The sequence below is a fragment of the Moritella sp. F3 genome (assembly GCF_015082335.1).
Taxonomy (GTDB): Bacteria; Pseudomonadota; Gammaproteobacteria; order Enterobacterales; family Moritellaceae; genus Moritella.
Genome location: NZ_BLRL01000003.1, coordinates 92770 through 108862 on the forward strand (window position 1 = coordinate 92770; position 16093 = coordinate 108862).

Consider the following 16093-nt stretch of genomic DNA (forward strand, 5'->3'; position numbering starts at 1 on the left):
CTATATTTTAACAGATTGTTTTAAGTTTTAATTTTAAGGAAAGGTTATGACTACATCACAAGGATTGTACGATTACATTATTGTTGGCGCGGGTAGTGCTGGTTGTGTATTAGCGAATCGTTTATCTGCCGATCCAGCCAACAAAGTATTACTGCTAGAAACGGGTGGCAGTGACAAGAGTATTTTTATTCAAATGCCTACTGCGTTATCTATTCCGATGAACAGTAATAAATACGCATGGCAGTTTGAAACCCAAGCGGAACCGACGTTAGACAACCGTCGTATGCATTGTCCTCGAGGCAAGGTATTAGGCGGCTCATCTTCTATTAACGGCATGGTTTACGTGCGTGGTCATGCGCGTGATTTTGACGAATGGCAGCAGTCAGGCGCGAAAAATTGGGATTATAGCAATTGCTTACCTTATTTTAAAAAAGCGGAAAGCTGGGCATTTGGCGGTGATGAATACCGTGGTGACAATGGACCACTTGCCGTTAATAACGGTAACAACATGAAAAACCCGTTATATAAAGCGTTTGTTGATGCGGGTGTTGATGCCGGTTACATGGCAACGAATGACTACAACGGTAAACAGCAAGAGGGTTTTGGCCCAATGCACATGACCATTAAAAAAGGTGTGCGTTGGTCGACTGCAAATGCGTATTTAAGACCCGCTATGCAACGTAGTAATTTAACGGTGATCACCCATGCTTTGGTACACAAAGTCGTGTTTGAAGGTAAACAAGCTGTTGGTATCGAGTTTGAACGTAAGGGCAAACTAACGACTTTACATTGTAATAAAGAAGTCATCTTGTCTGCTGGTTCTGTTGGTTCACCGCATATTCTGCAGTTATCGGGTATCGGTAAAGCAAGTACCTTAGCTGATGCGGGTATTGAGCAAATACATGAACTGCCAGGCGTTGGTGAGAACTTACAGGATCATCTTGAGTTTTACTTCCAATTTAAATGCCTTAAACCGATTTCATTGAACGGTAAATTAGACCCATTAAATAAACTCTTTATTGGTGCGCGTTGGTTCTTTAATAAATCGGGTTTAGGCGCGACGAATCACTTTGAGTCTTGTGGTTTTATTCGTTCAAAACCGGGTTTAGAGTGGCCTGATCTACAGTATCATTTTTTACCAGCTGCAATGCGTTATGACGGTAAAGAAGCGTTTGCGGGTCATGGTTTTCAGGTGCATGTTGGCCACAACAAACCCAAGAGCCGTGGTTTTGTCAAAGTCGTATCAAAAGATGCGCACGTGGCACCACATATTCAGTTTAACTATCTGTCTGAAGCCGAAGATATTGAAGCGTTTCGAGCGTGTGTACGCTTAACACGTGAAATAATCAATCAACCTGGGCTAGACGAATTCCGCGGTGAAGAGATCCAGCCTGGTACTGCGATCCAAACAGATGAAGAGATTGACAGCTTTGTGAGAAGTACGGTTGAAAGTGCTTACCATCCTTCTTGTTCGTGCAAGATGGGTGAAGACGCGATGGCTGTCGTTGATTCAGACACCAAGGTGCATGGTATTGACGGGTTAAGGGTGGTTGACTCCTCTATTTTTCCGACTATTCCAAATGGCAATTTGAACTCGCCAACGATCATGTTAGCTGAGCGCGCAGCAGATATTATCTTGGGTAATACTATGCTCAAAGCTGATGAGACGACAGTGACAGTTGCGCCAGAATGGCAGAGTACACAACGATTACAACAACCAAAACGACAGCCTGCTTAAAGCTAGGTTTCGTTTGAGTCGACCTTATGAAAATAGGGTTGATAAAAGTACTGCTAATGCGCTGTGAAAAAAGCGCGTTAGTTATCTAGGTATCTGACCAGCCTAAGCCGTTCTGGCTAAATGGTCTTTAACGCTAAACTCAATTCATCAGGGTTTAAATATCGTCAATCCGATATTTAAGGTTTGAGGGGTAGTGCAATCTTAATTCCTTATTAATGGATGAAGAGTATGACTAACTTAAACATTGAGCTAGGCAATTATAAAATATAAACAAGGACATCCGTTTATATTTTATCGTTTTATTGTTTTTACATGAATAGTTATGTGAAGAGTTGTATAGATAGCTATATAGCTCTTTTATGTAAAAGTATAAAACCATTACATGGAGTTTAAATGATGACTACTTGGCTTACGATAGGTATTTTGTTTACCTTTGCTGCAATTGCATTTGTGATTTACCGTTGGGGTAATGTTAAGTGCGTAGGTGTAACACCGGTGCGTACATTTACCTTTATTGCTATTTTGTTTACTTCAGGACTAGACGTGGGACTGATCATGTTCCCACTGACTGAGTTTGCTGGTTATGCGAACCTTACTGCAAGTCCTGAATACAGCTTTAGTAATCCACTGGCGATTGAGTTTGGGTTCTGGGCATTCTTAATTTGGGCGTTCTACTTTTTAACGTGTTTCTATTTTTGCGTTATTGAACCAAGAGTTAAATTCTTTGAGATCCCACTGATTAAATTCATCAACAACTTTATCATTATTGGTACGTGTGCCTTTACTGCTTACTTGTTACTGACTAACTTACCTTGGTATTTACCTGAATTAGGTGATGGCGAAACGATAGTGGGTAGCTTCTACCTGATTGTATTTGTCGTTATCGCAGCAGCGGTTTATTCAAGCACGAGCATTCGTTATGTTCGTATCTTAAGTTTAGCCAGTACCTGGTTGTTTTTAGGCCTGATTGTCTTAATGTGGGCGGGTGCGTTCTTATCTGAAGGTTCAAGCGTAAGCGAATTTGCCACTACTTTTGCTTTACTGGGGGATTACTTTGGTAACTTACATCACTTTGTTCTACCGATGAATGATTATCATGAATTTTACTTATTCTGGTGGTTCTCTTGGAGCATCATGATTGGTCAATTCACGTCTCGTTTTGTTGGTGGCATGAAAACCTATCAAGTACTGATTGCGATGATGGTATTCCCGTCGATTCCAATCGCAGTATGGTTCTCGGTACTTTACTATTACAGCGTTAATGAAATCGCGACAACAGGTTTCTATAACTTAGCAATGATATTAGTGGGCATCACCTTTGTGATTAACTCGCTGGATTCATTGGTACGACTTTATACTGATAATTTAAACTTAACCGTAGCACGTTTTGGTAAAGCTAAATACATCATAGGTAACGTGGCGCTGATGAGTGGCTTAACGTTATTGTTCAAATTGGATTTCTTACAAATTCAATGGGTTGGTGCATTAGCTATCGCGCTTATTCTGGGTTGTTTCGTGTATATTATCGCGAAAAAATATAAACAGGTTGCGGCGATTGAACATTCACCAAAAGAGAATGAAATCGATTTCGATAAAATCGAATTAGCTAACTAGCATATCAATTGTGCTTAATTCTGAAACAAGCAAAATAGCGTTTAGGCGTTATTTTGCTTTTTTTTTATTTGCAGTATGAGTCTGGTGTCAATTTCTGTTATGGTGGCAAAAATGACATGTTACCTGTTATCAATTATCAATATTGTTACCAATTAGGCTATATTTATGGAAAAGTACGAAGAATTATTAGTGTCATTACGCCAAGTGATCAGAGCTATTGATATACATTCTCGCAAGTTGAATAAACAATCGGGTTTAACCGGACCACAGCTCATGGTAATGCAAAATATTGCTTTACTCGATGCACCACTAGCGAAAGATATTGCCAAAGAAATCGCGCTCAGTGCAGCGACTGTGACGACGATTATAGATCGCCTTGAGAGTCGAGAATTGGTGATCAGAACGCGCAGTCAAACCGATAAACGGAAAGTGCATTTGTCATTAAGTGAAGCAGGTATCACTTTGCTAAGCAGTTCACCGAAACCATTACAGGACCACTTCATTACGCGTTATCAAAACCTTGAAGAGTGGGAACAGAGTCAGCTATTATCCGCTGTCGAACGTATTGCCTCGATGATGGATGCAGAAAAATTAGATGCTGCGCCAGTGTTATTAGTTGGTCAAATACAGGCCGAAGAATAATACGACTAGCTGTCTGATATGCATAATAAAAAAAGACATTATTACCGTGAATATCGTCATGAATTTTTGTATACATTTTTTACGAATATTTACGGTTTTTAGTACTTCTTTAGTACTTTAAAAGATTTTAGCAGCAAATTACTGTAGTATTGGTGACACTTCATACAATAATAAGGATATTATTTATATGCGGAAGACTTTCGCTACGACTCTATTTCTCGCTTCTACCTCTCTTTCTACCTTCGCTAATGCAAGTGAATGCGGCACTGTTACTATTGCCGACATGAGCTGGAATTCAGCAACTATTATCGCTAATATTGATCGCTTCATTCTTGAGCATGGCTTTGGCTGTGATGCTGAACTTGTCCCTGGTGATACCATGGCAACAGGTACGGCTATGATTGAAAAAGGTCAGCCGGATATTGCCCCTGAGTTTTGGAGCAATGCAATGAAATCAGCGCTCGATAAAGGTGTTGAAGAAGGCCGTATTCGTTATGCCGGTGCGACATTGACTGATGGTGGTGAAGAGGGCTTTTGGGTTCCTGCCTACATGGTTGAGAAAGATCCTAGCTTAGCGACAATTGCAGGGATCAAAGCTAACGCTAAACTGTTCAAACACCCTGAAGACCCAGAAAAATCAGCCTTTATGATTTGTCCATCGGGTTGGAATTGTCAAATCACCACAACGAACCTATACCAAGCATTGAATCTTGCTGATGATGGCTTTGATTTAATTGATCCTGGTTCCGGCGCGGGCTTATCAGGTTCGATTGCTAAAGCGTATGAACGTAAAGAAGCTTGGTTTGGTTATTACTGGGCGCCAACGGCTGTATTGGGTAAATACAATATGGTTAAAGTTGATTTTGGTTCAGGCATCGATGAGAAACATTTTAAAGAATGTATTACTCAAGACGATTGTTTAGATCCTAAACCGACCATGTTCCCACCTTCTGCAGTTGATACTGTTGTGACTGAAAAGTTTGCAGCAAGAGCGCCTGAAGCACTGGCTTATCTTAATGCGCGTGCATTTAAGAATGCGCAAATGAATGAACTACTTGCTTGGATGGAAGACGAGCAAGCAGATGGTGAATACAGTGTTGAACATTTCTTAACAAACTATGAAGATACCTGGTCTCAGTGGGTTGATTCAGCTACCGCAAAAAAAATCAAGAAAGCAGTGTCAGAACTATAGCCTTTCATTATATAGCCCGAACGATTCGGGCTTTTTCAGCTTAGGAAATACATATTATGTCAGACAGTTCATGGCTTTCGGAAATACCGCAGTTAGACCGCCGCCAATTACTTGATATTAGAAAAACATTGGATGGTGCTTATCGCAGTTTTTCGCGTGAATACGGAGATAGTATTGAAGCATTTTTTGATCCTTTACTTACTTTTCTTATTTGGTTTGAAAAATTATTACTTGGCAGCCCTTGGTGGCTGGTGATTGGCGTATTAGCAGTTTTTGCTTATGCCGCTAGTCGTTCTTGGAAATTAACCTTAGGCGTTGTTGTCGCTTTCTTCCTTATCGGTTTCTTTGGCATGTGGGATAACACCATGCGCACCATGAGTATTATTTTGGTCTCGACCTTGCTCGCGGTATTAATCGGTATCCCAATTGGGATTTGGATGTCGCGTTCAGATCGTGTGCAATCAAGCGTTACGCCGATCCTCGATATTATGCAAACCATGCCTGCCTTTGTGTACTTGATCCCTGTGGTGATGTTACTTGGCATCGGTAAAATCCCTGGTGTTATCGCCGTTATTATTTACGCGGTACCGCCTGTTATTCGTCTAACCAATTTAGGTATACGTCTTGTAGACAAAGAAGTATTAGAGGCCGCAACCGCTTATGGTGCTAGCCCGATGCAACGCTTGTTCGGTGTGCAGTTACCACTGGCAATGCCTAATATCATGGCTGGTATCAACCAAACGATTATGATGGCGCTAGCGATGGTTGTGATCGCATCGATGATTGGTGTGAAAGGTTTAGGTCAGCCAGTATTAAAAGCCATTACCAACCAATACTTCACACTGGGTTTATTGAATGGTTTAGCGATTGTTGTTCTTGCTATTATCTTTGACCGTATCTCGCAAAGCTACGCAAAACGTACACTACAAAACTTAGGAGGGCACTAATATGAATTCGCATAACAAGAGCAGTTCGAATGACATTAATTGTCCGAGTAAAAGCCCGCTAATTCGCATTAAGAATTTGTATAAAATTTTTGGTAAAGATGAAAAAAAGGTACTCGAACAGGTAAAAGCCGGTAAATCAAAAGATGCCATTTTAGCTGAAACAGGTCATACCGTTGGTTTATCTAATATTAACTTAGATGTATACCCGGGTGAGATATTCGTGATAATGGGGTTGTCGGGGTCGGGTAAATCAACATTGATCCGTCACTTTAACCGCCTTATTGAACCGACTGCGGGTGAAATCGAACTTGCTGGCAGCGATGTGATGCAATTATCGAGTAAAGACCTACAAGATTTCCGTCGCAATAAGATGTCGATGGTATTTCAACGCTTTGGTTTAATGCCACATCGCACTGTATTAGACAATATTGGTTATGGTCTTCAAGTCCAAGGTGTCAAAAAGGCAGAATGGAAGAAGAGCGCAACGCAGTGGCTAGAAACTGTTGGCTTGGATGGTTATGCTAAACAGTATCCTGGGCAGCTCTCTGGTGGTCAACAACAACGTGTCGGTTTAGCCCGCGCTTTGTGTACCGATGCTGACATTCTACTCATGGACGAAGCATTTTCCGCGTTGGATCCGCTTATCCGTAGTGAAATGCAGGATCAGTTAATACAATTGCAGGAAAAGCTGCATAAAACCATTGTCTTTATTACCCATGATCTCGATGAAGCATTAAGACTCGGTGACCGTATTGCTATCTTACGTGATGGTATATTAGTCCAGCAAGGTACGCCGGTTGATATCTTACTAAATCCTGTTGATGACTATGTTGAAGCCTTTGTTAAAGACGTGAATCGCGCGCGCGCATTAACGGTTGAAACGGTAATGCAGCCGCAAATTTGCCGTATTTCAGCAGAAACAATCGGTGAAGCTGTTTTACAAATGCGTAAGTCAAAACAAGATTATGGCTACGTCGTTAACGAAGACGGTTACCAAGGCGTGCTCACCCAAGATACTTTAGACGGTGTCGATAAAAATGATTACAGTAATGTGCTTGATGCTTCTTTATTAGAAGATGTACCTGCAGTGCAAAGTGATGCGTTAATCGAATCTGTTATTCCTGAGATGCTGGATAATAATTTACCGCTACCGGTATTAAATGAAGAAGGTGAAGTGGAAGGGCATTTATGTCGTACTGCACTTGCTGAAGTGTTAAGTGACCAGCCACACGCCGAAGAGAAAAAGGTTGCTCACGCTTAGTATTACTTGATAACTAAAGTACTTAGTTGAAAATGCCCATTACAGTCGTCAGAGGTAATGGGCATTGAGTACAGCTCTTTAAGTGCAGCTATTTAAATCGAAATGATTATGCTTCTTCTGGTTTATCTAATAACTCAGCAATGATTTTGTTCATTTCGATAGGCATTTGCGCAAGAATGGCGTCTTGAGATAATGTTAAGTCTTTTTCAATATAAGACACAATCTTACGTGTATCCATATCCATCACACCACCAAATGCAGTTACTTTCGTCATCATCGGAATTGGAATGCCACCTGCAGAATCAACGTGCAAAACAACTACATATTTGAAGTTATAATCTTTATTCGTTAGCACTCCTGACGCTTTTAGTTTTCCGGTCAGTGTTTTCATTTTCTTATCAAGTTCAATTGCATACTGCTCTGCAGAACCTGTCATTTCGAGTTTATCTTGGCTTGCTTGACGACGCATGTTTTCACCCAGCGTCCAAGAAAGGTTACCTACAACACTATATAACTGTTGACCAGAAATGACTGATGCACCGTATTCTGTTAACGCACCTGAAGATATGGCTAAACCAACTTCAGCTGTATCACCTGGAACGCCATGAAGACTGATTGGGAAGATAAATGCAGGTGCTGCTGTTGTTACTTCAAGTGGGAATACTTGGTCTGCATTACGCTTTACTGTCGAAGAGCTACAGCCTGCTACAGAAAGTTCGATAATAATAGCGAGTAGAGTGATTTTGCTTTCATTTTATACATCCTTGTTTAATTATACGATATTAGATTTTATCTAATTAGTCTCATGCAAAAGTACTGTTAGTTAATTACTTTTTAACCTTAATAACAGTGTGTTACGTTGAAATTCAGCGCTACTTTAGCCCATATATTCAGGTATGGCAATGCTCAAAAAAGTATGAGATTTTCAGGTTTTTTAAATAAATCAAACGGGTGGTTTTATAGCGCGAGGTCAATATCACTAGTCGGCAAGCCCCTTGATGTTACATCTGTGTGTGATGTTTGGTGTCAAGGTGTTGGCGTTGTGTTGCTCTCACATGATCGAAATCAATTAACTTGAATGTATTCTATTGAATGAAACTGTTGTTAGTGCAAAATTGACTAAAGTCATTCGCTCACCTTCATTGACTATTTACTATGCCCCCTAATGGATAGCAACTTATTCCTGATGAGTTGTAAATTAGGGGACGATTATTGTGGTTAGTGTTAACTCTTTAGTGAATAAAAAAGCTATATTTCAGCAAGGCTTGTTTAAGCAAGTAGCCTTAGCTATTACCACTATGATGCTGCTGGTTATCTCGTGTTTTATTCCGCCAAGTTATGCGTTATTTGTTAGTCCGCCCAAAGATCCCATGCCGTTTATTCAGGCGCAATTCCCCGATGCCACTGCTATCTCGGATAAAACCCCAACACTAGTCGGTGGTTACCCTATCTGGACAGTGCGTAAAAATGATGAAATCTTAGGTTATGCGTTTGAAACCAACGATATTGCTAAGATCCCTGCTTATTCTGGTGAGCCCGTTAATATGCTGGTGGCAATCGACCCACAAGGCACATACCTCACTGCCAAAGTATTAGAACATCATGAACCCATTATTCTAGCTGGTATTCCTGAGAGTAAATTATGGGCATTTACCGAGCAATACGCTGGCCTATCAGTGCGCGATAGATTAAAGGTCGGTGGTAATAAAAACGAAAACTACGTTGCCATTGATGGTCTTTCAGGTGCAACTGTGACTGTGATGGTGATGAATGTTGGTATCACCAAGGCGGCCAAAAAAGTTGCGCAAGCATTGGCTATTATCGAAAAGTCGAATGGCATAATTCAGCCTATCTCAACCATTAAAACGGAACTATTTACCGATGCTAGTTGGACTCAGTTAACGGGTGATGGCTCTATTCGTAAGTTATATTTGGATCGTAATGCAGTAGATAACAGCTTTGCTGGTACCGCAGCTGAGCACGTAGATGAAGCCAGTGCAGATGAAAAACAAGATATGTTTGCCGAGATCTATTACACCCTCATTGATATTCCAACCATAGGTAAAAATTTATTTAGTGCTGCAGATTACCAATGGTTAACAGACCCTTTGAAACCCGGTGAACACTTAATCGGTGTATTCGGTAATGGCTACTCTTTTAAAGGCTCGGGTTATGTACGTGGCGGTATTTTTGATCGTATCCAAATCCATCAACAAGATAACGCTATTTCGTTTCGAGATTTACAGCATGAACGGGTGACGGACATCTTTATTGCTGGTGCGCCACAGTTTCAAGAAATGTCAGTGTTTAAAATCGAAGCGCATCACGAGTTTGACCCTGGTGCAGAATGGGCGTTTGAGTTGTTAGTTCGTCGTCAAACAGGGCCCGTCGATAGCTTATTTAACAGCTTTAAAGGTCAGTATGACATGCTGGAAAAATACGTTGATACGCCGCCAGAAATTATGCCAGAACCTGAGTTAAGCCTCACCCAGCAAGTATGGCAAGACAAAAATGTCGAGGTCGTGGTGCTGATTGCTTTGCTGGTCGTATTATTACTGATCTTGTTCTTCCAAGATGTGTTGGTTCGACACCCTAAATTTATGCACAACTTACGTCATGGATTTCTAGTTGTTACCGTCGTATTGATCGGTTGGTCATGGGGCGGTCAGCTATCGATTGTCAATGTATTCACTTTTTTACAAGCCTTGATGCATGACTTTTCATGGGATCTGTTCTTACTTGATCCGATCATCTTTATTTTGTGGTGTGCCGCAGCTGTCACCATGCTGTTATGGGGACGGGCGGTTTATTGCGGCTGGTTATGCCCGTTTGGCGCTTTGCAGGAATTGGTGAATGTGTTTGGTCGGTTTATTAAATTACCGCAACTGGAATTACCTTATGCCGTGCATGAGCGTTTGTGGGCAATCAAATACCTCATTTTATTAGCCTTGTTTGGTATCTCGTTGGACTCATTAGCGATGGCTGAACAATTTTCAGAAATCGAACCCTTCAAAACAACCTTCTTATTAAAATTTGATCGGGAGTGGCCATTCATTGCCTGGGCAAGCTTGATGATCTTAACCAGCCTAGTTAACCGCAAAACATTTTGTCGTTATTTATGTCCGTTAGGCGCGGCCTTATCTGTGCCGAGCAAATTGAGTTTATTCCAGTGGCTAAAACGCCGTTCTGAATGTGGTCAACCGTGTAAAACTTGTGCCAAAGAGTGTGAGATCCAAGCCATACAGCCAAACGGCGTGATCAATATGCGCGAGTGTCATTACTGCCTAGATTGTCAGGTGACATATTTTAATGAGGAAAAATGTCCACCATTGAAAAAACTGGCAAGAAAGAAAAGAAAAATCAGTGATGAGCAAATCATTGCTATTACCAACACGGAATAAAGAACGCTTAATCAAAAATAGAATAAAGCACCTAGTCGAATCAAAATAAAACAATTTTAATATCACGGAGAGTCTTATGATTGATAATAAAAATAACGACAATATTGAAGTGTCAGAAGAAACAACATTAGAAAATGCAGAGCGCCGTAGTCTATTTAGCAAAACCGCTATGTTAGGCGCTGGCGCGGTATTAGCCCCGATGTCTGCAGCAATGTTCTCATCAATGGCGCAAGCCAAGCGTGTTGAATATGCCAATAGTCCTGTGGTTCATCCTGGCGAATTGGATGAGTATTATGGCTTCTGGAGTGGTGGTCATTCTGGCGAAGTCCGTATTATGGGTTTACCTTCAATGCGTGAATTAATGCGTATTCCGGTGTTTAATATTGATAGCGCGACAGGTTGGGGCTTAACAAACGAAAGTAAACGCATTAAAGGCGAAAGTGCACATATCTTAGCGGGAGATTCACATCATCCTCACATGAGCATGACTGATGGCCATTATAACGGTAAATATGTGTTCATTAATGATAAAGCCAATTCACGCGTTGCACGTATTCGCTGTGATGTGATGAAAACAGATAAAATGCTAACAGTGCCCAATGTACAAGCCGTACATGGCCTGCGAGTGCAAAAAGTACCGTACACTAAATACGTGATCTGTAATGGTGAGTTTGAAATTCCAATGAACAATGATGGTAAAGCATCAATGGAAGACGTTAGTACTTATCGTTCGCTGTTCAATGTTATTAATGCCGACACCATGGAAATGGCATTCCAAGTTATGGTCGACGGTAATTTAGATAATACCGATGCCGATTATGACGGTAAGTATTTCGCCTCGACTTGTTACAACTCAGAGATGGGCATGAGCTTAGGTGAAATGATCGCGTCTGAACGTGATCATGTTGTGGTATTCAGTTTGGCACGTTGTGAAGCGGCGCTAAAGGCCGGTAAATTCAAAACTTATAATGGTAATGACGTACCTGTACTTGATGGTCGTAAAGGTTCAGAGCTTACGCGTTATATCCCTGTACCAAAATCACCACACGGCATGAATACCTCGCCAAGTGGTAAATACTTTGTGGCTAACGGTAAGCTATCGCCAACAGTATCGATTATTGCGATTGATAAACTTGATGCCTTGTTCGATAACAAAATTGAACCGCGCGATACCGTAGTGGCAGAGCCTGAACTGGGTTTAGGTCCACTGCATACTGCCTTTGATAACCGTGGTTACGCTTATACAACGTTATTCCTTGATAGCCAAATTGCCAAATGGGATGTGGAAGAAGCGATCCGTGCGCACAACGGCGAAAAAGTAAATTACCTTAAGCAAAAACTCGATGTGCATTATCAACCAGGGCATAACCATACGTCACAAGGTGAGACCCGTGACGCTGATGGTAAGTGGCTGATTTCTTTATGTAAATTCTCGAAAGACCGTTTCTTACCTGTAGGTCCTTTACGTCCTGAAAATGATCAGTTAATTGATATTTCTGGTGATGAAATGAAACTGGTACACGATGGTCCTACATTCGCTGAACCACATGATTGTATGATCGTGCACCGTAGTAAAGTGAAACCACAGAAATTGTGGACACGTGATGATCCTATGTTCGCCGATACACTGGCAATGGCGAAAGCCGATGGTGTTAACACAATGACCGATAACAAAGTTATTCGTGATGGTAACAAGGTGCGAGTGTACATGACCTCTGTTGCGCCCGTGTATGGGATGAATGAATTCAGGGTTAAATTAGGTGATGAAGTCACGGTTGTCGTCACTAACTTGGATATGGTTGAAGACGTTACTCATGGTTTCTGTATGACCAACCATGGTGTACAAATGGAGATCGGTCCACAAGCGACTGCTTCAATCACCTTTATTGCCAATAAACCCGGCGTGCAGTGGTATTACTGTAACTGGTTCTGTCATGCGCTACACATGGAAATGCGTGGTCGTATGCTGGTTGAAGCGTAGCGTTAATAAAGGCGATAAGGCTTAGACCACAATAGGTATAGGTCTTATTAAATAACAGAGAGTCGCACAGCAAAGACTCTCTGTTATTATCTTTTTATGACTGAAAGAGAATGTTAATGGCTAAAAGTGCATTTACCGTATTTACATGGTTTATATTATTGATCTGTTTGCCGTTGGCTGCTTTGGCGAAAAACATTCATGTTACGCCTGATGACGATCTCCAAGCCTCATTAAACGGTGCTGATGGTGGTGATGTTGTCATTATTGCCGCAGGCGAATACATAGGTAATTTTATCGTTAACAAACGCATTACTGTTACTGGTGAAATAGGGACTGTGACGGGTAAAAATAATGTTGTGATTAATGCCAGCGGTAGCGGTCATGGTATTGAGTTACGTAATTCAAATATCACCATTAAAAACCTGACCATTAACAATTGGGGAAATGACTTAACAGAGCAGAACTCAGGTATTTATAGCGATAAAAAATCCACTGACATCACAGTGCAAGGTAATACGTTAACGGGTGATGGCTTCGGTATTTGGATCCAACGTAGCCAAAATGTATTAATCAAGAATAATAGTGTGACGGGTAATGCCGCATTACGCACCTCAGATCGTGGTAATGGTATTCAGCTTTCTATGGTAAAAAAAGCCTTAGTAGAAGGCAATACGGTAAGCGAAACACGTGATGGCTTGTATATTATTTCCAGCCAAGAAAATGAACTTAGAAACAATACCCTGCATGATCTGCGTTTTGGTATCCACTATATGTATTCACATAATAACAAGGTATTGAATAATTTTTCATATAACGCCCGAGTGGGTTATGCCTTAATGAGCTCACGTAAATTAACTGTATCAGGTAACCGCAGTTTGAATACCGAAGACTATGGATTTTTACTCAACTTCATTACTTTTTCAGAAATTTCCAATAATTACATAAAAGATGTTTGGACCAAACCTGAAAACAAGGTATTAGGACGTGATGGTAAAGGATTATTCATCTACAACTCAGGTTACAACACCATAAAATTCAATACTGTTGATACCGCTGAAATTGGCATTCATTTAACCGCGGGTTCAGAGCATTCAAAGGTATACGGTAACAACTTTATTAATAACCCTATCCAAGTGAAATACGTATCTAACAAACGCCAAGAATGGAGTGTTGATGGTATCGGTAATTACTGGAGCAACTATCTAGGCTGGGATCTTGATGGTGACGGCAAAGGTGATACTGTATTTGAGCCCAATGACGGTATTGATAAGATGATATGGGAATATCCTGAAGCGAAAGTGTTACTCGATAGTCCGGCGGTATTGCTATTACGTTGGGTGCAAAATCAATTTCCGATATTAAAACCCGGCGGTGTAAAAGATAGTCACCCATTAATGACCCCGAGTAGTATTCACAATACGTCCACAAAAATTAGCGAGGCAACAGACTCATTATGACCTCTTCAATTGTAGCAATGACCAATGTCAGTAAGCATTTTCAGCAATTAAAAGCGTTAAATAATATCTCATTACAGCTTGCCGAAGGGGAAGTTTTAGGGCTGTTTGGTCACAACGGTGCTGGCAAAACAACCATGATGAAAATCATCTTAGGTATTGAAAAAGCCAGCGGTGGTGACGTCGCTATTTTTGGTCGTGATCCGCAATCCAAGCAAGCGTGGCAAGACCGTCGTCACATCGGTTACTTACCTGAAAACGTTAGTTTTTATGATCACCTAACCGGTGTCGAAGTATTGAGTTACTTTGCCAAGTTAAAATCGGTGCCACGCCGACAAGTTACTGAATTGTTGACGTTAGTGGGACTGAACCATGCGATGAATCGCCAGGTAAAAACCTACTCTAAAGGCATGCGACAACGGTTAGGACTTGCGCAAGCTTTTCTTGGTGAGCCTAAATTGTTGTTACTTGACGAGCCTACAGTCGGCTTAGACCCCACTGCGACGCAAGAATTTTATCACTCTGTCGATAGTTTAAAGCAGCGTGGTGCTAGCATTATTTTATGCTCACATGTATTACCTGGTGTTGAGCAACATATCGAACGGGCGATGATCTTATCGGGCGGGCAAGCTATTGCGATTGGCAGTTTGGCGCAGTTACGTGAGCAAGCCTGTTTACCTGTGATTATTCAGACGCAAGGTATTGCTGCGCAATTAAATGCTGACCCGTTATTAAGCGGTTTCATTAAAGGCGACGGCAGTTTGCATGTGCAGGAACATGAAAAGATCAATGTGTTAAAGCAAGTTATGTCATATGACGGGCTGACTGATATAAGTGTAGAAGCCGCCAGTTTAGAGGTGTTGTATCAGTATTATTTATCTCATGCCGCTGCTATTAAAGGCATGTCTGGTACTCGTGCTAGCGTCATTCAAGGCTTATCCAATGCCATCGCCACGACGACAGCAATCAATGAAGGAGTCGCATCATGAATGCTATTTTAGCGGTTGCCAGTAAAGAGTTTCAAGATGGTTTAAGAAACCGCTGGTTCGTGTCAATTACGGCGGTGTTCGCCATTTTATCGTTAGGCTTGAGTTATTACGGTGCTGCAGCCTCTGGCGGAGAAGGGGGCGCTTCGCTGTCTTCAACAATTGCTAGTTTGTCTAGTCTGGCAGTGTTTTTGATCCCGCTCATTGCGTTGTTACTGAGTTACGACAGTTTTGTCGGTGAGCAGGAAGCGGGTACCTTATTGTTGTTACTGACATATCCGCTGAGTAAAGGGCAGTTGTTATTTGGCAAGTTTGTTGGTCAAGGCGCGATTATCACCTTAGCGACCGTACTGGGGTTTGGTAGTGCCGCGGTTATGATTGGTTTTCAATCTGGATTTGATGGTGTATTTGCTGCTTTTGGATTATTCATTGTTACCGCCACCTTGCTGGGGCTGGTATTTATCAGTGTGGCTTACGTCATCAGCATTGCTGTTAATGAAAAATCTAAAGCCGCAGGTATCGCCTTATTGGTGTGGTTTTTCTTTGTATTGGTTTTTGATTTGGCGTTGCTGGCGGCATTAGTGGGCGTGGACGATGGGCTGACCCAGCAGGGATTAGTCAATGTGATGATGTTTAATCCTGCCGATGTGTTTCGCTTGATTAACCTAGCGGCGCTCGATAGTGGCGATGTAAATGGCGTGATTGCAGTGGCAATTAACTCCAGCCAGTCTATCACCGTATTAATGACAATCATGGTAGCGTGGGTATTCGTGCCTTTGACAGTGGCGAGAGTCGTCTTTGCCAATAAAAACCTGTAGCTATTCTTAACGTTTTATGTATAACCAAGATTTTATTCATAATCAACATGATAACCCAA

General features: G+C 41.4%; 12 protein-coding genes. 11 read left to right on the forward strand and 1 reads right to left on the reverse strand.

What is annotated here, in order from left to right; translation table 11 throughout:
* Window positions 1–46 precede the first annotated feature (46 nt).
* The 6 genes from betA (at window position 47) to JFU56_RS06710 (ending at window position 7394) form a co-directional block, all read left to right on the forward strand.
* Complete coding sequence (gene betA, locus JFU56_RS06685; protein ID WP_198436525.1) at window positions 47–1738, forward strand: choline dehydrogenase; 1692 nt, start codon at window positions 47–49, stop codon at window positions 1736–1738.
* 396 nt (window positions 1739–2134) lie between these two features.
* Window positions 2135–3352 carry a BCCT family transporter gene (locus tag JFU56_RS06690; protein ID WP_198436858.1) on the forward strand — a complete coding sequence of 406 codons (1218 nt, stop codon included), beginning with the start codon at window positions 2135–2137 and terminating at the stop codon, window positions 3350–3352.
* Window positions 3353–3517: 165 nt separating this feature from the next.
* Complete coding sequence (locus JFU56_RS06695) at window positions 3518–3994, forward strand: MarR family winged helix-turn-helix transcriptional regulator (protein WP_198436526.1); 477 nt, start codon at window positions 3518–3520, stop codon at window positions 3992–3994.
* 187 nt (window positions 3995–4181) lie between these two features.
* Window positions 4182–5186, forward strand: coding sequence for an ABC transporter substrate-binding protein (locus JFU56_RS06700; RefSeq protein ID WP_198436527.1), 1005 nt, complete (start codon window positions 4182–4184; stop codon window positions 5184–5186).
* A gap of 56 nt (window positions 5187–5242) precedes the next feature.
* The gene (locus JFU56_RS06705) at window positions 5243–6133 is read left to right on the forward strand and encodes a proline/glycine betaine ABC transporter permease (protein ID WP_198436528.1); all 891 of its coding nucleotides are present in this window, start codon (window positions 5243–5245) and stop codon (window positions 6131–6133) included.
* Between the two features lies 1 nt (window position 6134).
* Complete coding sequence (locus tag JFU56_RS06710) at window positions 6135–7394, forward strand: glycine betaine/L-proline ABC transporter ATP-binding protein (RefSeq protein WP_198436529.1); 1260 nt, start codon at window positions 6135–6137, stop codon at window positions 7392–7394.
* Window positions 7395–7500: 106 nt separating this feature from the next.
* Here JFU56_RS06710 and JFU56_RS23035 read toward each other — a convergent pair whose 3' ends face one another.
* Window positions 7501–7863 (reverse strand): hypothetical protein, encoded by a 363-nt coding sequence (locus tag JFU56_RS23035; protein ID WP_242065891.1) that lies wholly within the window; start codon window positions 7861–7863, stop codon window positions 7501–7503.
* Between the two features lie 745 nt (window positions 7864–8608).
* Between JFU56_RS23035 and nosR the strand changes: the two genes are divergently transcribed.
* From nosR to JFU56_RS06740, 5 genes are all read left to right on the forward strand, one after another.
* Window positions 8609–10795: a transcriptional regulator NosR gene (gene nosR / locus JFU56_RS06720; RefSeq protein WP_198436530.1), complete on the forward strand. Its 2187-nt coding sequence runs from the start codon at window positions 8609–8611 to the stop codon at window positions 10793–10795.
* 76 nt (window positions 10796–10871) lie between these two features.
* Entirely contained in the window at window positions 10872–12776 is a 1905-nt protein-coding gene (gene nosZ, locus JFU56_RS06725) for a TAT-dependent nitrous-oxide reductase (RefSeq protein WP_198436531.1), read from the forward strand.
* 116 nt (window positions 12777–12892) lie between these two features.
* On the forward strand, window positions 12893–14233 hold the full coding sequence (locus JFU56_RS06730) for a nitrous oxide reductase family maturation protein NosD (protein WP_198436532.1): 1341 nt from the start codon (window positions 12893–12895) through the stop codon (window positions 14231–14233).
* Window positions 14230–15219, forward strand: a complete 990-nt coding sequence (locus JFU56_RS06735) for an ABC transporter ATP-binding protein (protein WP_198436533.1) — start codon at window positions 14230–14232, stop codon at window positions 15217–15219. Before JFU56_RS06730 ends, JFU56_RS06735 begins: the two co-directional genes overlap by 4 nt.
* Window positions 15216–16034 carry an ABC transporter permease gene (locus JFU56_RS06740; RefSeq protein ID WP_198436534.1) on the forward strand — a complete coding sequence of 273 codons (819 nt, stop codon included), beginning with the start codon at window positions 15216–15218 and terminating at the stop codon, window positions 16032–16034. The genes JFU56_RS06735 and JFU56_RS06740 overlap by 4 nt, the downstream gene beginning before the upstream one ends.
* Window positions 16035–16093 lie beyond the last annotated feature (59 nt).